This is a genomic window from Clostridia bacterium, from assembly GCA_034926675.1.
Lineage (GTDB): Bacteria > Bacillota > DTU025 > DTU025 > DTU025 > JAYFQW01.
The window spans coordinates 1-19,157 of sequence record JAYFQW010000054.1; the positions used below are offsets into that span (position 1 = coordinate 1).

At 58.3% G+C, this 19,157-nt stretch carries 14 protein-coding genes; 4 read left to right on the plus strand and 10 right to left on the minus strand.

The annotated features are described in order from the left end of the window. The 7 genes from VB144_12220 to VB144_12250 all read right to left on the minus strand — a co-directional run. Nucleotides 1-1,127: histidine kinase dimerization/phospho-acceptor domain-containing protein (locus VB144_12220; protein MEA4884394.1), on the minus strand; the 1,127-nt coding region annotated here is incomplete at its 3' end. After that, the gene (locus tag VB144_12225; protein MEA4884395.1) at nucleotides 1,124-1,798 is read right to left on the minus strand and encodes a response regulator transcription factor; all 675 of its coding nucleotides are present in this window, start codon (nucleotides 1,796-1,798) and stop codon (nucleotides 1,124-1,126) included. The genes VB144_12220 and VB144_12225, both read right to left, overlap by 4 nt. Before the next feature lie 28 nt (nucleotides 1,799-1,826). Next, nucleotides 1,827-2,909 (minus strand): TolC family protein, encoded by a 1,083-nt coding sequence (locus VB144_12230; GenBank protein MEA4884396.1) that lies wholly within the window; start codon nucleotides 2,907-2,909, stop codon nucleotides 1,827-1,829. An 81-nt stretch (nucleotides 2,910-2,990) separates the two neighbouring features. Beyond that, entirely contained in the window at nucleotides 2,991-4,403 is a 1,413-nt protein-coding gene (locus tag VB144_12235) for a TolC family protein (protein MEA4884397.1), read from the minus strand. Next, on the minus strand, nucleotides 4,400-5,572 hold the full coding sequence (locus VB144_12240; GenBank protein ID MEA4884398.1) for an ABC transporter permease: 1,173 nt from the start codon (nucleotides 5,570-5,572) through the stop codon (nucleotides 4,400-4,402). Before VB144_12240 ends, VB144_12235 begins: the two co-directional genes overlap by 4 nt. Next, nucleotides 5,569-6,234 (minus strand): ABC transporter ATP-binding protein, encoded by a 666-nt coding sequence (locus VB144_12245; GenBank protein ID MEA4884399.1) that lies wholly within the window; start codon nucleotides 6,232-6,234, stop codon nucleotides 5,569-5,571. The genes VB144_12240 and VB144_12245 overlap by 4 nt, the downstream gene beginning before the upstream one ends. Nucleotides 6,235-6,287: 53 nt before the next feature. Then, the gene (locus tag VB144_12250; protein MEA4884400.1) at nucleotides 6,288-7,514 is read right to left on the minus strand and encodes an efflux RND transporter periplasmic adaptor subunit; all 1,227 of its coding nucleotides are present in this window, start codon (nucleotides 7,512-7,514) and stop codon (nucleotides 6,288-6,290) included. Between the two features lie 355 nt (nucleotides 7,515-7,869). On the opposite strand from VB144_12250, the gene VB144_12255 reads away from it, so the two are divergent. The 3 genes from VB144_12255 (at nucleotide 7,870) to VB144_12265 (ending at nucleotide 12,338) form a co-directional block, all read left to right on the plus strand. Then, nucleotides 7,870-9,096, plus strand: a complete 1,227-nt coding sequence (locus VB144_12255; protein ID MEA4884401.1) for a crosslink repair DNA glycosylase YcaQ family protein — start codon at nucleotides 7,870-7,872, stop codon at nucleotides 9,094-9,096. A gap of 1,416 nt (nucleotides 9,097-10,512) precedes the next feature. Next, nucleotides 10,513-11,256 carry a hypothetical protein gene (locus VB144_12260; protein MEA4884402.1) on the plus strand — a complete coding sequence of 248 codons (744 nt, stop codon included), beginning with the start codon at nucleotides 10,513-10,515 and terminating at the stop codon, nucleotides 11,254-11,256. Nucleotides 11,257-11,756: 500 nt separating this feature from the next. Beyond that, on the plus strand, nucleotides 11,757-12,338 hold the full coding sequence (locus VB144_12265) for a hypothetical protein (GenBank protein MEA4884403.1): 582 nt from the start codon (nucleotides 11,757-11,759) through the stop codon (nucleotides 12,336-12,338). A gap of 33 nt (nucleotides 12,339-12,371) precedes the next feature. On the opposite strand, the gene VB144_12270 is transcribed toward VB144_12265, so the two are convergent. From VB144_12270 to VB144_12280, 3 genes are read right to left on the minus strand one after another with little or no spacing between them, the layout of a single operon-like run. Further along, the gene (locus VB144_12270; GenBank protein ID MEA4884404.1) at nucleotides 12,372-14,321 is read right to left on the minus strand and encodes an ABC transporter ATP-binding protein; all 1,950 of its coding nucleotides are present in this window, start codon (nucleotides 14,319-14,321) and stop codon (nucleotides 12,372-12,374) included. Continuing rightward, nucleotides 14,318-16,045: an ABC transporter ATP-binding protein gene (locus VB144_12275; GenBank protein ID MEA4884405.1), complete on the minus strand. Its 1,728-nt coding sequence runs from the start codon at nucleotides 16,043-16,045 to the stop codon at nucleotides 14,318-14,320. Before VB144_12275 ends, VB144_12270 begins: the two co-directional genes overlap by 4 nt. A gap of 30 nt (nucleotides 16,046-16,075) precedes the next feature. Then, on the minus strand, nucleotides 16,076-16,555 hold the full coding sequence (locus VB144_12280; GenBank protein ID MEA4884406.1) for a MarR family transcriptional regulator: 480 nt from the start codon (nucleotides 16,553-16,555) through the stop codon (nucleotides 16,076-16,078). Nucleotides 16,556-16,934: 379 nt separating this feature from the next. Between VB144_12280 and VB144_12285 the strand changes: the two genes are divergently transcribed. Continuing rightward, nucleotides 16,935-18,554, plus strand: a complete 1,620-nt coding sequence (locus VB144_12285) for a C69 family dipeptidase (protein MEA4884407.1) — start codon at nucleotides 16,935-16,937, stop codon at nucleotides 18,552-18,554. The last annotated feature ends 603 nt before the right edge of the window (nucleotides 18,555-19,157 follow it).

The window sequence follows — 19,157 nt, forward strand, 5'->3', positions numbered from 1 at the left end:
AACGTCCTGTCCTCAGCGTCGTCGTTCACATTGAGCTTCAAGCCCTCAGCGTATCCCTGAATCAACGCAATAGGCGTCTTAAGCTCGTGGGATACGTTGGCGATGAACTCCTTGCGCATCTCGTCGATCTGCCTTTCACGCTGGATGTCTCGCTGAAGACACTCATTCGCCTGCATAAGCTCGCCTATGGTGGCCTCAAGCTTCCGGGACATGGTGTTGATGCTCATTCCGAGGGCTCCGATCTCGTCGTCGGAGGCCCCAGAGTACTCTGACGTGAAGTCCAAACGCGCGACCTTCTCTGCGATCACCTTCATGTCCTCGACTGGTTTTGTGAAGCGTGCAGCGTACCAATAGGCTGCGACGCTGCCCGCCGCCACCATTACGGCCCCGCTGATCAGGAAGAACCTATTTGCGGCTGATGCACTCTCCCGAATTGGCGCGAGCGGGGTGCGCAGGAACACGTACCCGCCATCGGATAGCACGCCCACAAGACTGATGAAGTCGAGCTTGAGTCTGTCGTCACGGGTATGGCCCATCACCTGGTAGTCTTTCTCAAGATCAGCAGTTGCGCGCCTGAGCAGGTCCGATGGAAAGGGCTCAAACGCTGGCCGCGGCGCGGGCGCAGGCACGGGCGCAAGCGCCGGACCCTGCCCCGATACGGGCCCGGGGGCAGTCGCCTGCCCCGGTGCAGACCGGGGCGCGGTCGCTTGCGCTAACGCCGATGCAGGCGCGGTCTCTGGCGCGAACACAGGCCCGGGCGCTGGCCCAGATGCTGGCGCAGGCTCCGGCTCAGCCCCTCCCGCGGGCGTCGGGCCCTGATATTTCGAGGATCTATCGGGCATAGTGGAATACCTCAAGCCGAAGTCAGCGTCTACAACAACTACGACCAGGCCCTCTTTGCGTTCCAACGTCTCGAGGCCCAATAGCAGCTCAGTGGCATCATTCCTCTCGTAAAGCTGCCGGATATGCCGGTAGTTGTTGATCAGGGACGACGTCTTGACTCTATGATAGTACACATCGAGCAGCTGCCAGTTGAGCACCCAGGACATCAGCACGTACATCACTACTACCCCGACGATGCCCACGAAGAGCTTACCTCTGATGGATCTGATCTTTAGCAGTCTCATTCCGCGTCTGCCTCGAATCTGTATCCTACTCCTCTTACCGTTTGGATGTACTCTGCTGCTTGTCCAAGCTTCGACCGAAGCCGTTTCACGTGGGTATCTACGGTTCTGGCGTCGCCGAAGTAGTCGTAGTCCCACACCGAATTGAGCATCTGATCACGTCCTACGGCGCGGCCAGCGTTGTCCATGAAATACACCAGCAGTTCATATTCCTTGGGGCTGAGATCCACCCTCTCACCTGCCACGGTGGCGGCGTGCTTCGCCTCGTCCACGTAAAGCAGCCCGAAACGGCGCACTTCTCCGGCCCCTGCCTGTGCACGCCTGAGCAGCGCTTTCGCTCGTGCGACCAGTATCATAGGGCTGAAGGGCTTTGTGATGTACTCATCCGCCCCGATGTCAAAGCCGAAGAGCTGGTCATTCTCTTCGGCTCTGGCCGTAAGCATGATTATGGGCACTTGTGATCGCTTGCGTATCTCGCGGCAGACCACCCATCCATCCAGGCCAGGCATCATTACATCCAGAATGACCAGCTCAATACGGGGATCGTCTAGGTACATGTCCAGAGCTTTGCGACCGTCTTCAGCTTCAAGGATGACGAAGCCTTCGCGTCTCAGGAAGTCTGAGATTAGCCTTCGCATTCTGCTTTCATCATCTGCGATGAGGACTCTGGTCACGATCTATCCCGTCCCTTGCTCGGCCCGCCTACTTGGCAGCGAGGCTCGCAACGTCGCCACCGGTGAGCGCGTGTATTTTCATCAGTTGAACGAAAAGATCCGTCTCAGCCTGAATGACCTTGTAGCTGGCCTGATTCGCTGAGCTTATTTCATTGTCCATCTCATATTGTAGCATCTCGCCGTGGCTGAACCTAATCTTGGCAACCTCCAGGTTCGCTGCAGCCAGTTGAGCCGAGATGGTCTGCATGTCAAGGCTGCGCACCAGCGACTCCAGGCTTGCCAGCGCATCTGCCACGGAGCTGGTCAGCGACTTCTCAGCATCTGCCAGCCTGGATTTGGCATCTTTGTACGTCTTCTCTGCGGCTTCGCGCTCGGTCTTGGTTGCTATCATCGGATCCTGCAAGGCTTCGTTCTTCCTGCGAGCCAGGTCCTCAGCAGCGGCCGCAGAGAAGCAGGTCGAGCTCGCTGCGCCTGCAGCCTTCAGAATCGCTGCGCCGTCATGTTCTCCGGCGCCGGTGAAGAGCGAACTCACATCGGTGGTCAGCACGATCTTATCCACCAGCGCCATGCCTGCGTTCTCGCAGAAATCCTGCTTCGACTGCTTCACGCTCTTCTGTGCCTTAACAAGTGAGTCGGTTGCCGACAGATACGAATTCTCCTGTTCCAATACGGAATCCTTGGTTGTCAAGCCCGCTTCATAGCGCAACTTGGCCACGCGCAGGCGTTCGGTGGCAACTGAAAGCGATACCTGCCTGGCCTCGAGATCTCTCTCAGCCTGCCCCAGGCCCACGTAGGCCTGTACTGCCTTCAGGGCCACGTTATTCAGCGTCTCCTGAAGCGCCAGTCTCTTGGTTTCCGCCGCGTTCTTGAGTTCCTCTATAGTAAGCAGGGCCTTCTTCTCGTCAACAGCGCGTTTCCATTGGGTCTGCGCGTCTTCGGCGCTCTCGCGCGCAGTCGAGACCTCGCTGCTGTTCTGCACGTAGGCCGCTATGTACTTGGGAAGGTCTATCTGCATGGTACTGCCATTCTGAGCTGCTCCTGCGATTCCACTGATAACTACCACGAATGCGAGTATCAATCCGACTGTCTTGGGTGTGCATGTTGATTTCACTTAGTCCACCTCCAAATCCTTGTGTGAGCATACGCACTATCGCGGGTTATGCATCCGAGCGGGCTATGTATCCGAGCGGGCCTACATCCCGCACATGTTCATCAGGGTGTACCAGGTTTGCCAGACTCCGCCCCAGTTCGCTACGTAGTTGTCACGGGAGCGTTTCAAGTTGAGCTGCGCCCTCTCCAGGTCCACCAGCAGCAGGTCGCCTTGTTTGTACGACTGGAGAGCGGTGTCGTAAGACCGTTGCGACTCTTCCAGCTGTGCCTGCCATCTTGCGGCAGACCATGTGTCCATGTTCAACTGCTCCAAGCTCTTCTCTATCGTTTCAGCCAACGCTTCACGCTTGTTGCCAACGGACTGCCTACGTTGTTCCGCAGTGATCTCCGCCTTGCGCACGTCGAGGGAGCGTGAGAGCGCAATACTCCAATTCGCCGACGCCGTAAGCTTGGGCGCACTGTCGCCCGATGATAGCTGGGCTTCTATCGCAACTGTGGGCAGCAGGCTCTTCACTGATTCCAGGTCACGCAGGGCGGAATCCAAACTCGCCTGAGCCTGCGCGAGCTCGACATCGTAGTTAGTAGCGGCGTGCACCAAGTCCTCAAGGCTGGGGATCTCCGCGCCGAACTCCGGCAAGTCGCCGAACTGCGCCTGGGTCATATCCTCCCCCGACATTTTCGCGAGCTCCAGCTTCATCCATTTCTCGTCGTTCACGGCCTTGGCCAGGGCGATTTCGCAGTCCAGCACTGTTAGGCCTGCCTGCGCCACCTCGCTATCGGCGGCAATACCCGCATCTCGCCTCCTCTTTGCTATCTCCAGCGCCACTTGCGCCAGGCGGTGCTCTTCCTGCGCGATCGCCGAAGCCTTCACCGACTTCAGAGCGTTGATGTACGCCTTTCGGGCGTTGAGCCTCATCGATCCTTCTGCTGCGACCAGTTTCAGGCGGGCCATTGCCAGTGCGGACTCTCCTTCTTCACTCGGCCCTGCCGACCCCAGAAGCTTCCGCGCTAGGCCACTGACGCCGCTGCTGCCTACTGCAAGCCACGTCCGGGGAAGCGTGTACGATAGCTTGATTGAACCTGTTGATCTATCCATGTCATAGCTTCCGGTGATGCCGACCCTCTCGGTGATCGGAACCTTTGCAGATATCTTCTTCGCGTCGCTGCGATCAGCTGAGGGATCAGCCCCAGAGCTTCCGGCAGTTGACACGCCGCCTGACACTGTGAGGCTGGCGGAACGCACCGGGATGCTGAGGCCCTCGGAAATGGTCGCCAGATCCAGCTGGCTCTGAGCGTCCAGGCTGTTCTTCCAGGTGTTCACGGCCGCCTCAACGAACGCATCAATGGACCATTCAGGGGCCTTTGCCTGCCCACTGCCTTGAGCCGATGTGGCCAATGCCAACATGAGCAGGGTTGCCATCACGGCAACTGCCAGTCCTGCATGTGCCTGCCCTTTGACCTTGGTGATGCTGGCAATGCGGGGTTCCGCTGTCATTCGTATCTCAACCCCTCAATAGGATCTAGTTTGGCGCCCTTATACGCCGGGTAGGCCCCGAAAAACACCCCCACTATCAACGACAGGGTGAATCCTAGCACTACTGACCGCATGTCCACAGCAGTAGGCCACCCGAACATGCGGCTCACAATGTTCGAACCAAGGAATCCCACGGCGATGCCCAGAAGGCCGCCGGCGACACTGAGGGCGGCTGCCTCCAGCATGAACTGCATCAGTATCTCGACTTCCTTTGCGCCGATGGCCTTGCGTATGCCGATCTCCCTGATCCTCTCTGTCACCGATACCAGCATGATGTTCATGATGCCGATCCCTCCAACCAGCAGCGATACCGCAGCAATGCCCGAGAGCAGCGCCGTCATCGTGCCGCTTACGTTCGACGCCACCTCTAGCATGTCGGCCTGGTTGGATACTCTGAACGAATTCTCATCTCCCGTGGCCATCATGAGCGTTGCATATATCTGATCGTAGGCAAGGTCCATGGCTGATTCGCTCACCGCCTGGGCCACTATGGCATTGATGTTCTTGTTGCCGGTGATGCGCTGCTGCATAGTTGTGTATGGCACATACATGGAATTGTCCATACTGCTCAAACCGCTGTCTCCCTGGCGCTGCGTCACGCCCACCACCGTGAAACGAACTCTGTCAAGACGGACTTTCTGGCCCATGGGGTCTTCCTCACTGAACAGCTCATCGGCAAGATCGGCTCCAAGCACGCAATTCCACGAACTCTGCTCGATGTCGGCATCAGTGAGGAACACGCCTCGAGCCATCTTCAGGTTTCTGACTGCAGAGTAGTTCGCCGTCGTGCCCATGACCGTGGTGGTCATCCCCTCTGAGCCATAGGCCACAGTGCCCTGGCTCTGCACCTGAGGCGCCACATTAGCCACGGCATTGATCCTCTCAATGCTCGGAAGGATGTCGCTGGTGATCAGGGACCTGGAGCTACGATAACCACTGCTCACAGTGATCAGGTTAGCGCCTAGTCGCTGTATCTGCGACTGCGTCTGCCTCTGGGCGCCCGTGCCGATCGACACTGTGATGATCACGGCCGACACTCCGATAATTACCCCCAGAGCAGTGAGAACCGACCGGAATGGATTGCTGGTCAACCCGTCCATGGCAAGCTTAAGGTTATCGGCCGGCCTCACTGTAATGCACCTCCTGGCGGGGAGAACCTGTCTTCAACGCACAGCCCGTCTCTGAATGTGAGCACCCTGGGGGTATAGCGCGCAATGTCGGGCTCATGGGTTACGATTATCACTGTTATGCCCTTCTTGTTCATGTCGGTCAGGACGTCCATTATCTCGTAGCTAGATCTACTATCGAGGTTGCCGGTGGGCTCATCGGCCAGAACCAGCCGGGGTCTGCTCACCAAAGCGCGGGCTATTGCCACCCTCTGCTGCTGCCCCCCTGATAGTTCACTTGGTCGGTGCCTCGCCCGATCCGCAAGCCCCACCATCTGAAGCGCACGCAGGGCTTCATCGCGCCTCTTGCGGGGGTGCATGCCCGCGTAGATCAAGGGCAACTCCACATTGCCCAGAGCATTCAGCTTCGGCAGCAGGTTGAACGACTGGAATACGAACCCTATAGTGCTGTTCCTAGCTTGGGCAAGCTGGTTCGAACTGAGGCCTTCAACTGGCCGCCCCTCCAACTTGTACTGGCCGGAAGTCGGCTTGTCCAGGCAACCCAGGATGTTCATCAGTGTGGATTTGCCTGAGCCCGAATGTCCCATGATGGACACGAACTCTCCCTCGTCCACCTTGAGATTCACCCCCCGGAGAGCGCGGACCTCAACCGAGCTCTTGCCCATGGAGTAGGTCCTAGTCACATCCTTAAGCTCAATGATGCTCAATGCCGTCACCCCTATCTTCCAGCAGGCCCGCCGAACCCACCCGGCATTTCGCCCGGCATTCCAGGCATCATCGAAGGCATGGCGGAGTCCGACTGCCGTCCAGTCGTTCTCATTGATCCGCTGGATCGGCTGGAGTTTGACGAGCCTGTAGATGAGCCCATAGACGCGCCCGTGGACGAGCCTGAGGCTCTAGGATTGGCCAACGCGACCGTATCGCCCATGGAGAGGCCCTCCAGTATCTCAGTGCCTGCGCTGGTCTGCATACCGGTTTTCACCTGGCGCATCTCCACGGCGCCGTTGGCACTGTACACTCGGACTCTACTCTCGCCTCGCCGTGTCTCCAGGGCACTATTGGGCACGATAAGTGCATTCTCCACTCGGCCCACCACGATGCTGGCTTCAGCGCTCATTCCAGGCCTGATCTCCTTGGCGGCGTTGTCGAGGCGGATATCGACGTCATACACCACGACCCCCGACTTGGTCTGGCCCATCTTGCTCACGAATCCAACGACTCCGCCATATGCCGTGCTGCCGAGTGCATCAAAAGTCACCTGAGCTGCCTGACCCGCCTGCACTGACCCGATGTCGTACTCGTCGACTGTGACGCGCACGACGACATCGGCAATCTCGGTGATCACTGCCGCAGCACTGGTCGTTGCCACCGACTGCCCAACAGCGCTGTTCAGACTGCTCACCACCCCGGCTACCGGAGCGCAGACCATACTGTCGGCTGACTTAGTGACCAGGCGATCCAGCCTGAGCTGGGATGCCGCCAGCGCCTCTTTGGCTTGCGCCGCGTCTGACTGAGCCGACTTCATCTCAGTCGCAGTGGCAGCCCCCTTATCGTACAAGCCGCGGATCTTCACAAGCTTGTCGTCCGCGTTCCTGAGGCTGTCGCGCTTCTGCCTTGCATCAGACTCCGCCTGCTGCACATCCAACTCGTCACGCTCAAGCCTGAGGAGCACGTCGCCTGCCTGCACCTCGTCGCCTGATTTAACGAGCACCTCGGCCACCATGCCCGCTTTGGCAGGGTAAACGCTAGTTGCACGGAGGGCCTGCACATTCCCTGTGGAGTAGATGTCACTGGAGAGGTCCCCCCGCCTCACCTCGATGGGTATGTAGGGGTTCACTGCAGTGCGCGATGCGGACTTGGATCGACTCCTCCACACAAGACCAACGGCAACAGCTCCCGCAACGAGAAGCAGTATGACCGCGGCAACAGCTCGTTTACGTTTCATGACTTCAAACCTCTCTTTAGACCTCCGTCAATCACTGCCTGAGTCCAAGCTACAGCAGTTGTGTGTCAGGCGTGTGAACGTGCGATGAACGTTTCTGTGACGAACGTTTCCGTAACAAGCGTTTCCGCCGAGTTCGAGTGTGAGGGGGGGCGTAGGAATTGGATGCAGAGAAGGTGGGATACCAGGGATGTGCGGATGCAATGCTGGTCATGCTCGATGCGCGCGGGGATTGGCCAAGCAGTCCAGTACGCCTGATTGTAGGTGAGCACCGTTGACCAGAACATATGTTCTTGATAGGATGGAGCTAACGCTTAGTCGCCATTCACACGTCATTGGAAAGGTACGTGCTGCCACGATGAGTTCGCTGAATCTCACCAGAGCACAAGCCCGCCGTTTCATGCTGGCGCACCAGAATCTGTGGCCCCCTCATAGTCTCACCGGCAAACCAGGCATACTTGAGCACGTATCGCGGGTAGGATGCATCCAGTTCGACCCGCTCGATGTAGTCGGGCGAAACCCCGAACTCGTGCTGCAATCCCGCGTTGCCGACTTTGTCCCTGTAATGCTGCAGGAACTGCTGTATACCGATAGGCGTCTGGTGGATGGCTGGGACAAGATGATGTCCATCTACTCAGTAGAAGACTGGCCGTTCTTCAGGCGCCAGAGGGAGGCGACCATCCACGATCTGGGAGGTCCGGATGGACCTATCTCCTCGGTCCTTCCACAGATCCGCAGGGCCATAAGCGAACAGGGCCCGGTCTCCTCGATCGACCTTCATCACGATGAGCGTGTAGACTGGCCATGGGGGCCTGCGCGACTGGCGCGTGCCGCATTGGAGAGCATGTACTGGCGCGGAGAACTTGTCATAGACCATAGAGTTCATACACGCAGGGTGTATGACTTCGCCTACCGCCATATCCCAGAGGGACTGCTGTCGGAAGCCGACCCTAACATCACGGATATGCAGTACTATGACTGGCGTGTCGCAAGGCGCATAGGCGGAATTGGTCTGCTGTGGGGCAAGTCCTCTGACGCATGGCTCGGAATTCCCGGGCTCAAGGCTGGAGAGCGTGCGGAGGCTCTGGCCCGTCTGACCAGCAGCGGCAAGGTCGTCGAGGTATCGGTGGAAGGGGTCGGCTCTCCGCTGTACATGAGGCGAGCGGATCTGTTGCTCCTCGACAACGTGCTAAGCTCGCCCATCCCGCCGCCGCGCGCCACGGTGTTGGCGCCGCTGGACAACCTGCTCTGGGATCGACGATTGGTCAAAGAGCTCTTCGATTTTGAATACAGGTGGGAGGTGTACAAACCCGTCTCCGAGAGGCAATATGGCTACTACGTGCTCCCCATTCTGTACGGCGACCGCTTCGTCGCCAGATTCGAGCCCAAACGTGACAGAGACGCCAGATCGATTAGGATAATGGACTGGTGGTGGGAGCCCGGAGTCGAGCCGTCCCTAGAGATGCAGGCCAGCCTGGCAGATTGCTTCCGGAGGTTCCTGTCGTACATCGGCGCGGATCAACTAGTTGTCGACGAGAAGATTGCCAGGAGGGCGGACGCAGACGATCTGAGCTGGCTCTCTTGATTCTGGCATGCCGCACTGGCCAACGCGCAGTCGCACAAGAAGCGCCACCATGCCGCACTGGCCAACGCGCAGTCGCACAAGGAGCGCCACGCTGGCGCCCTCCCTCACCGAATTTGAGCGATCGCACCATTCGAACCCCAGGTCGCCTGCACCGCTGGTTCCTACGAACAGCGAAGACGCAACGGAGTAGCTCCCGCCTGGGGCCTGGACGCCGAGGCTGGAATCCCAGTCTCCCCTGATGTCGCTGAGCGTGCCCACCTTTGCTTGTCGTAACTGATCACGCCAGACCCTCCGGATCCCAACTGCCGCTGCGCGTTCCTCCCCGCCTCCCCCGGAACCCGGTCCGCCGCTGCGCGTTCCTCCCCGCCTCCCCCGGAACCCGGTCCGCCCGCCCGCGCCGGAACCAGCGTCCGCCGTTTCACCCCAGAACGAGAACCTCGGCGCCTCCGCCTGTGACTGTGCACCCGAACAAGTACAAGAGCGTATACGGCAGGCGGCGCCGCCGCGCCGCCTTTCCTTTATGCCCAGCTACGCGCGTTTTGGCCCCCGCGGGCATCCCGACACTGGCGGTCCACTAGGGGCACTCAGTGGTGCTTCAGTGGCGCCTCGACGGTGCACGCCCCGAGATCGGGCGGAGTTTCTCATTTCTGAGTGCGAGCCGCCGGAAAATCCTCACGGATGAGAATCTACACCCACCGTTTCACCCAAAAATGAGAATCTCGGCGCCGCCGGCCGTGATCGCTCCCCCGAATGGACGCAAGAGCATAGGCGGTAGGCGGCGCCGCCGCGCCGCCTTTCCTTCATGTCCAGCTACGCGCGTTTTGGCCCCCGCGGGCATCCTGGCAACAGCGATCTGCTCGCGATCCACTGACGGCGCTCATCCGCGCCTCGATGGCGCACGCCCTGGGGTCGGGCGGAGTTTCTCATTTCTGAGTGCGAGCCGCCCGAAAATCCTCACGGATGAGAATCTACACCCACCGTTCCACTCAAAAATGAGAATCCCGGCACCGCCGGCCGTGATCGCTCCCCCGAATGGACGCAAGAGCATAGGCGGTAGGCGGCGCCGCCGCGCCGCCTTTCCTTTATGCCCAGCTACGCGCGTGTTGGCCTCGGCGGGCATCCTGGCAACGGCGATCTGCTCGCGATCCACTGACGGCGCTCAGCCGCGCCCCGACGGTGCACGCCCCGAGATCGGGCGCAGTTTCTCATTTCTGAGTGCGAGTCGCCGGAAAATCCCCACGGATGAGAATCTACACCCGCCGTTCCACTCAAAAATGAGAATCTCGACGCTGCCGCTCGCGACCGCTCACCTGAGCAGCCAGCGGAAGCAAGTGGGCTGGCGGATTCCAGCCAGTTCCCAGGATACGGATTTCGTGGTATTATGTGTGGTAGTACTCATTTCGGGAGGTATCGGCCATGACACTTCAGGGCATCATCCGTCGAGTGTTGTTCACAGTGCTTCCGACGGATCGGCGCCTTCGGGACGTCGACGTTCGTCTGCGCATGCGTATGCAGGGAAGAGCGCCCGATACGCTTTCGGGATGGGCGGCGGCTGCGGACATGGACACTGAAACCGCTCGCCGCAGCCTGAATCGACTGATGGAGTTCGGATGGGCTGACAGAATCGCCAAGGACGGACCTGGAAGGCAGCTCATCGGCCCCTGTATGCCTATCGCAGTTGAGGCCGTGGTCGCGGAGAGACTCCAGTTGGTGCGACTCAGTGTCGCAAGAGTCGGAGAGTGGCTGATGATGTGCTGGCTGGACCTGTTGGCGGCTTCTGACGACATCATCGACAATTCCCGTCCCGGGTGGCTGAGATCACCAGGCAGTTCAGCTCGCTTCGAACTGGACAGGGAGTACCCATCTGCGCGCGTGGCCTTTGAGTTCCAGGGCTCGCAGCATCTCGTCATAGGCGGGCCCTACGCTCACACCCAGGAGGAGTATGCCAAGCAGGTCGACCGTGACAACATCAAGGCGGGCATATGTGTGCGAAACCGGTACCGGCTCATAGAGATCACCAAGGAAGATCTGACTCTCGATAGGATGATATCCAAGGTTCAAGGCGTGTTGCCGATCGCTTACTATCTCAAAGGAGGGCCAATAGAGGCAGCCCTTTCCGACATGAGCCGCGCGTACATAAGCTACACGCCGCCGAACTAGATGTAGAGATAGGCGGGCTTGTGAACCACCTCTGGTGGTCTCACTGAACTCACTAGGATCTCACTGATGCGAGCCGTGCGCGGCGCTCAAGCGCCGCGTTCCTTTATGTTCAGTCACGCGTCCAGCTACGCGCGTTGCGCCCACCGCGGACATCCCAGCACCAGCGATCCACTAACTACACTTAGTCGCGCCCCGACGGCGCGCCCTGGGGCCAGGCGGACTTTCCCACATTTGAGCGCGACCCGTCGCATACTCCTCACGGATGAGAATCCGCACCCGCCGTTTCGCCCAGAAATGAGAATACCGCCCCATCCCGTGCGCCGCAGCTCCACTTCAGCTCCACCGCAGCTCCACTTCAGCATGCGGGAGTCCGGTCGATATTCGTCAAACATGGAGGAATTCCGGGTGTCTGTGCGAACCCTCCAGCCGAGGGCTTCATTCTGGAATGGCCCGGTCCCGCTCTGCACGAGCGCATGTCGAGGTATGGGGGTGTAACCCAGATGAAGAAGATCTCCAGGGTTCTCGTCATGGCTGTCTGCCTGTCCATGGCCATCATGATGTCCGGCTGCACAGCATCGCCTGAGAAGACGGCTGAGAGATTCCTTGACGCAGTCAGGTCTCTCGACGCGACTGAAGCAGCCAAGTACGTGCTTGACGCAGACAACTCGGATCTGGTGGACCGGTTCTCGCCGGAAAGACTGGAGCAGGCCAAGTTCCTCAAACCGGTATTCGGCAGGATCACGTATCAGCTGCAGAAGCCCAGCGTTAGCAGTGGTGTGGCGACTGTTCCCGTGAGAATCACCTGCGTGGATGTGCCGAGAGTAATGGGAGGCGTAGTAACACAAGCGATCAGCGCGGCCTTCGCCTCAAGTTTCAGTGGCGAATCCCAGGACATGGACATCTACGTAGAGCAGCTGTTGGTGAATGCCGTCAATGACCCCAGTGCCCCAATGACCACAGTCGACACTGTCTTGCCGCTGAGGAAGGTCCACGGCAGATGGCTCCTCGCGTTCGACGATGAATCAGCCGACGCCTTCCTAAACGCCGTAACGGGCAACCTTGGGAAGGCCCTCGACCTGTGAGGGCCCCCCATTTCCTCGAAGTGGTTGCACCGGTCAAACTGCCTCGTCATACGCCCCGGCGAACTGGCTGTTGTACAACTCGTAATAGAAGCCGCGCTTCGCAATGAGACTCTCATGATTACCCTGCTCAACGATGCGGCCGCTGTTCATCACAAGGATGGTGTCGGCGTGGCGGACCGTAGATAGCCGGTGAGCGATGACGAAGCTAGTTCGGTCCTTCATCAGCCTGGCCATTGCTTTCTGAATCAGCACCTCGGTACGGGTGTCGACCGAGCTTGTCGCCTCGTCGAGGATCAGTATCTCGGGATCGGCGAGGAACGCTCGGGCAATGGTGAGCAACTGCCTCTGCCCCTGTGAGATATTGGACGCATCATCGCCTAGCTGGGTGTTGTACCCATCGGGCAGGGTCTTCACGAAGTGCTCAACGTACGCGGCCCGGGCCGCGCCCGCAATCTGCTCATCGGTGGCGTTCTCGCGACCGTACGCAATATTGTCCCGAATACTTCCATCAAACAGCCAAGTGTCCTGGAGCACCATTCCGAATATGCTTCGAAGGCCGTCGCGGGTCATGTCGCGGATGTCGATGCCGTCAATGGTGATGCTGCCGCCATCGATCTCGTAGAAGCGCATGAGCAAGTTGACCAGCGTTGTCTTGCCGGCTCCTGTCGGACCGACGATGGCCACCGTCTGCCCGGGTTTCACGTCAAGGTCCATGGCATCGATGAGCGGAACTTCGGGCTTGTATCGGAATGACACATTGTCGAACACCACATGACCTCGCACATCCTTGAGAACCACGGGATTGGCAGTATCGGGGATCTCCTCCTCCTCATCGAGCAGTTCGAACACGCGCTCGGCCGATGCGACAGCAGACTGCAGGACGTTCATGATGCTTGCCGTCTGAGTAATCGGCTGAGTGAACTGCCTTGAATACTGAATGAACGCCTGGACATCCCCTAGTGAGATGGCGCCGTTTGCCACTCGGATACCTCCGATAACGCAGACCGCCACGTAGTTAAGATTGTTGATGAACTGCATGGCCGGCTGGATAATGCCGGATATGAACTGGGCATCAGAACCCGCCTTGTACAGGCGTTCATTTTCCTTGTCAAATGCCTCAATTGCCTCCTGCTGACGGTTGAACACTTTGACGATTCTGTGGCCCGTATACATCTCCTCGATGTGCCCGTTGAGCTTGCCGGTGCTGTCCCACTGGGCGGTGAACTTCTTCTGGGAGCGCTTGGCAATCGCAATCGCGATGGCTACACTCATAGGCACTGTGCCCAATGCAATTGCAGCAAGCAGCGGACTGATGGAGAACATCATGATCAACACGCCGATGACCGTAAGCAGCGCGGTGATGAGCTGGCTCATGCTCTGTTGAAGCGTGCTGCCAATGTTGTCCATGTCGTTCGTCACGCGGCTCAGGATTTCGCCGCGAGTATTGCTGTCATAGTACTTTAGGGGGAGCCTCGCCAGTTTGGCGTCCACCTCTTTGCGCAAGCCGTAAACGGTTTTCTGAGCGACGCCTGCCATGGTGTAGTGCTGCAGCCAGCCGAAGATGGCGCTCAGGACGTACACCCCCACAAGGATCAGCAGAATTCTCCCGATTGCGGGAAAGTCGACGCCAACCCCTGGCCTAATGCTCATCCGGGAGAGCATATCCGCCATCTGCTCATGCCCGCCTGCCCTGAGCATGCTGGCGGCCTGCTCCTGCGTAACCCCTGGCGGGAATCGTTTCCCGATGATGCCCTCAAAGAGAAGGTTGGTCGCTTTGCCGAGGATCTTGGGCCCTGCAATGCTGAAGATTACGCTGACGATGGCCATCGCAACGACAGCAGCAAGCCGCGCCCTATGCGGCTTTAGGTAGCGTGCAAGCCTTCTCAGCGACCCTTTGAAGTTCCTGGCCTTCTCCCCAGGCGCCATCCCGCCGTGGAAGCCAAAACCGCGTTGTGGACGCATGGGCCCTTTGTTCTCACTCATGCGATTTCCTCCTCTGAAAGCTGTGAATGCACGATCTCGCTATACACCTCACAGCGCTCCATCAGTTCCTGATGGGTCCCTATGCCGGCGATCATGCCATTGTCAAGCACGATAATGCGGTCGGAATTCATGATAGTGCTCACGCGCTGAGCAACGATGAACACGGTCGAATTCCTCACCACATCCCTTAGTGCTGCTCGAAGCTGAGCATCGGTCTTGAAGTCCAGAGCGGAGAAACTATCATCGAAGACATATATCTCAGGTCTTTTCACAAGTGCGCGGGCAATGGCCAGGCGCTGCTTCTGTCCGCCGGATAGGTTCGTGCCCCCCTGCGCGACAGGGGCTTGGAGCTGATCAGGCATCTCCGAAACGAAACCCTTGCCCTGAGCCACCTCAAGCGCATGCCAGAGTTCCTCGTCAGTGGCGTCCTCATTGCCATAGCGCAGGTTGCTTGCAACGGTCCCACTGAACAGGAACGCCTTCTGAGAGATGAAACCGATTCTCTCCCTCAACGCGTCCTGGCTCAATTCCCGGACGTCCACACCGTCCACCATCAAACTGCCGCCGGTGACATCGTATAAACGTGGAATCAGGTTGATCAATGTGGATTTCCCGCAGCCAGTGCCTCCGACGATGGCGACGACCTCTCCCGGCCGGCCCGAGAACGAAATGGCCTTGAGCACGGGTGCCTCCGCGCCTGGGTAGGTGAACTCAACATCTCGGAATTCCACGGTTCCCTCAGTTGAACCGATCTCGACAGGCCTCTGCGGATCCTCAACAGACGGCTGCGTTTCCAGCACCGCCTGAATGCGCTGAGCCGATGCAACAGCGCGCGGAATCATGACAAACATGATCACGGCCATCATGACCGACATGAGGATCTGAATGGTGTAGGCCAGGAAGGCAGTCAGGTTTCCGATGGGCATGGCGCCGCTATCGACTCTGCGAGCGCCGAACCAGATGATGGCCGCTGCGGACAGATTCATGATCAGCATGAGCACCGGCATCATCAGGGCAAACATCCTGTTGATCTTCAGAGCAGTGGAGGTAAGATCCCTGTTTGCTTCGTCAAACCGCCTTGCCTCGTAGTCTGTTTTCACGAAGGCCCTGATCACACGCATTCCGCTGAGTTTCTCGCGCACGACCTGGTTCAGCCTGTCGATCTTGACTTGCATGGATTTGAACAGGGGCAATGCCCTGGCAGTGATGATGCCGATGATCACTCCCATGACCGGCACGATCACGATAATCGACGTGGAAAGGGGCACGTCCTGACGGAGCGACATGATGATGCCGCCAATACACATGATTGGAGCTGAGATCATCATGTTGAGGCCCAGAAGAACGACCATCTGCATTTGCTGCACGTCGTTGGTGTTGCGGGTGATGAGAGAAGGCGTGCCGAACTGATCGACCTCGGTCTGGGAGAAGCTCTGCACCTTCCGGAAAATGGCGCTGCGCACATCGCGACCGAAGGACATGGCCGTCCGAGAACCCCAGTAGATCGATATGATGGAGCAGCCGGCTAGCAGGAATGTGACCAGCAGCATGAAGCCCCCGGTTCTCAGGATGTGCCCGGTATCGCCCTTCGCGATGCCATTATTGATGATGTCGGCGTTGAGATCAGGCAGGTACAGATTGGAGATCGCCTGGATCAGGAGCAGAGCCATGACCAGTGTAAGCTGTTTCCAGTATGGTTTGAGGAATCTCAGTAGTCCCGTCATAGGCAATATGACACCTCTCATGTGGATAAATCAGAGCTTCTTGGATATGTTGGAGCTCAGGACACTTAGGAGCCTTTCGAACTCCAGTTGATCGTCTGCAGGCATTTGCCCAATGCCGATCTTGATGAAATCCGCGAGAACGAGATTCATCTCGTTCTGCAGTTTCCGGCCTGCTTCCGTCAGGTATATGCGGGTCAGCCGCTGATCATCATCATCGTTTCTTCGCGTAATGATGCCTGCCTTCTCCATTTTCTGCAGCATCACGGTAACAGTCGGCCGTGCAACATGCAGCCTCCGCGCCAAATCCCGCTGGGCAATGCCGTCATTCGAACTGATGATCCACAGGCATCCCACCTGCCCCGGATACACTTCCTTCTCAGACAGCATCTTGAACATCAGCTGACGGTGAAAGCGCATCGTCCGAAAGAGAACATGGAAAACCCGAAGCGAAACGGGATCCACGCCATCCAGCTCCACAAAGGGCATGTTCCCGCATTCTTCCGTATGCACCGCATGCACTCCTTTCACAGATGCTCATGTATATGTCGGCGCCTCGATAATTGCCATGCTAATAGATAGCATGCTAATCATCGACGCAGAGCATTGTAACGCTCTTCTGGAACAAGGTCAATAGCACGCCGCTTCTCTGTGTAGAGCGCCGCTTCTCATGCCGCTTCCCATGCCGCTTCCCAAAATCGTGCTGAAGGAAGCCTCATGGATTTTTGCTATTGTGTGCCTGGCGTTCCAAATCCAATACATAGTCCTGGATGCCATTTGCGCAGCTACCATACATTTTGACGTACATGCAGTACTACCTGAAACAACCGACTTGAGTTATCATGTGAATGGGAGGCAGCATCATCCACAGGTCGCAAAGGAGCATTAATAAATGAAGCAGAACCGCACCACCGCATTTGTTGCCTGCATTGTCGCTATGCTCGTTGCACTCGGTTCCAGCGCCATTCTTGCCTGCACCGACGTGGTAGTGGGCAAGAACGCTTCAGTCGACGGATCTACTATGACCTCTCACACGGTTGATGAAGGTGGCGGCCCCGGACCCCTTTACGATTGCCGAATCCGCGTTATACCTGGGAAGACCTACCCCGCCGGAAGCACTGTTCCGATCTATGATCAGCTTTGTGAAGTTGGACCAGACTCGCCTCTGAAGAAGGTTGGAGAGATACCTCAGGTAGAGAAGACCTATTCCTACATTCACGCAGCTTATCCTTTCATGAATGAACACGGCCTTGCGATTGGCGAGACTACAATATCGCAGCGTCCTGAGCTAACTCCGAGTGAGCGCGCGATCCTCACCATTGAGCAGCTTGAGGCCGTAGCGCTGCAGCGCTGCAAGACGGCCCGAGAGGCTATCAAACTCATCGGAGCACTTGCAGAGAAATACGGTTTCCAGTCTTCCTGCAGTGATATGGGAGAATGCATCACCCTCGTAGACGGTAAAGAGGCCTGGGTGCTCGAACTGTTCGGAGCTGGCCCGTTCTGGGTTCCCGAGAGTGGCAAGCCTGGCGCGACTTGGGCAGCCCGTCGCGTACCCGATGATGAAGTGTGCGTCGTGCCTAACGTCAGCCGCATCGGTGTTATAGATGAGACCAGCCCGGATTTCATCGTGTGCAAAGACTACAAGAGCATGGCCATTGAGAACGACTGGTACGACCCGAACTCCGGTAAGCCATTCAGCATTACCGAGGCATATACCGCGCCCACTGGCTACTGGTCTGCCGAGTCCATATGGACTCGCAACCGCCTGTGGTACATCTACAGCAGACTCTGCCCGTCCCAGGCGTGGGATCACGATGCCCCTCTGTCGTCGTACCCGTTCTCTGTGAAGGCGGAGAAAAAGGTGTCGGTGCAGGATATCATAGCATTCCAGAGAAGCACCTTTGAAGGCACCGAGAACTCACTTGCTGACCTGCCAGTGTGGTTCGTTCCCGATGGAAATGGCGGCAAGGTTAAGAGCCCGCTTGCGACGCCATTCATCAACGCTGACCTCGCTGCTCTTCTCGGGTTCACAAATGAGCGTCCAATCGCAAGATACAAGTGCGGGCATGGATGGGTGGCTCAGGTCAGAGACTTCGCCGCCGACCCAATTCGCACATGTCTGTGGTACTACAACGACAATCCCGCCAACTCGATCCATGTGCCGATCTATAACGGCGTGACCGAGTTGCCAGCATCGTGGGGCACATGCAATAAGGAACAGTACTCTCGGAACTCCGCATGGTGGGCTTTCGCCACGGTGGATCTCCTCGCGAGCGTCAGGTACCAGGATGCCGTCAAGGACATAGTGGCCGCACGTGAGCCTGTTGAGGCCAACTTCTTCGCGATGCAGCCGGTAGTGGAAAAGGTAGCTGGGGAACTCGCGGCCAAGGATCCTGCTGCTGCCAGCAGGTTCATCACAGACTACACCGCCATGTGCCTGACCCGCGCTGAAGCCCTGTATTGGGATCTCGCGGATCTGCTGTTCACGAAGTATAACAACAATAGATTCTAGTAACCCGCAGCCCTGAAGCGTTGCCCCAGAGCACACACGACCGTAGCAGTCGATATCTGAGCGTGAGATGACAGCTGCCCCCCATCATAACAAAGGGCCATTCCGCGGGAAACAGGTATGCTGTGCCCGCGGAATGGCCTTTTCAGTCACCTTTCTGTCGGCGGTAGGCAGCGCCTCGATGGCGCCTCGGTGGCGCCCCGATGGCGCCCCGATGACGCCTCGATGGCGCACGCCCTGGGACCGGACCGAGTTTCCCATTTTTGAGCACAGGCCGCCGGAAAATCCTCACGGATGAGAATCTGCACCCGCCGTTTCACTCAAAAATGAGAATCCCGGCGCCATCGCAGGCGACTGCTCGCCTGAACAAGCACAGGAGCATATGCGGTGGGCGGCGCCGCCGCGCCGCCCTTCCTTTATGCCCAGCTACGCGCGTTGCGCCCGCCGCGGGCATCCTTCCACCGGCGACCCGCTACCGGCACTCAGTCGCGCCCCGATGGCGCGCGTCCTGGGGACGAGCGGAGTTTCCCATTTTTGAGTGCGGGCCGCCGGAAAATGCTCACGGATGAGAATCTGCACCCGCCGTTTCACTCAAAAATGAGAATC

Coding starts and splice junctions, on each gene's coding strand:
- VB144_12235 (MEA4884397.1), bottom strand. CDS start 4,403: ATGACAGCGGAACCCCGCATTGCCAGCATCACCAAGGTCAAAGGGCAG.
- VB144_12245 (MEA4884399.1), bottom strand. CDS start 6,234: ATGGGCAAGAGCTCGGTTGAGGTCCGCGCTCTCCGGGGGGTGAATCTC.
- VB144_12250 (MEA4884400.1), bottom strand. CDS start 7,514: ATGAAACGTAAACGAGCTGTTGCCGCGGTCATACTGCTTCTCGTTGCG.
- VB144_12255 (MEA4884401.1), top strand. CDS start 7,870: ATGAGTTCGCTGAATCTCACCAGAGCACAAGCCCGCCGTTTCATGCTG.
- VB144_12260 (MEA4884402.1), top strand. CDS start 10,513: ATGACACTTCAGGGCATCATCCGTCGAGTGTTGTTCACAGTGCTTCCG.
- VB144_12265 (MEA4884403.1), top strand. CDS start 11,757: ATGAAGAAGATCTCCAGGGTTCTCGTCATGGCTGTCTGCCTGTCCATG.
- VB144_12270 (MEA4884404.1), bottom strand. CDS start 14,321: ATGAGTGAGAACAAAGGGCCCATGCGTCCACAACGCGGTTTTGGCTTC.
- VB144_12275 (MEA4884405.1), bottom strand. CDS start 16,045: ATGACGGGACTACTGAGATTCCTCAAACCATACTGGAAACAGCTTACA.
- VB144_12285 (MEA4884407.1), top strand. CDS start 16,935: ATGAAGCAGAACCGCACCACCGCATTTGTTGCCTGCATTGTCGCTATG.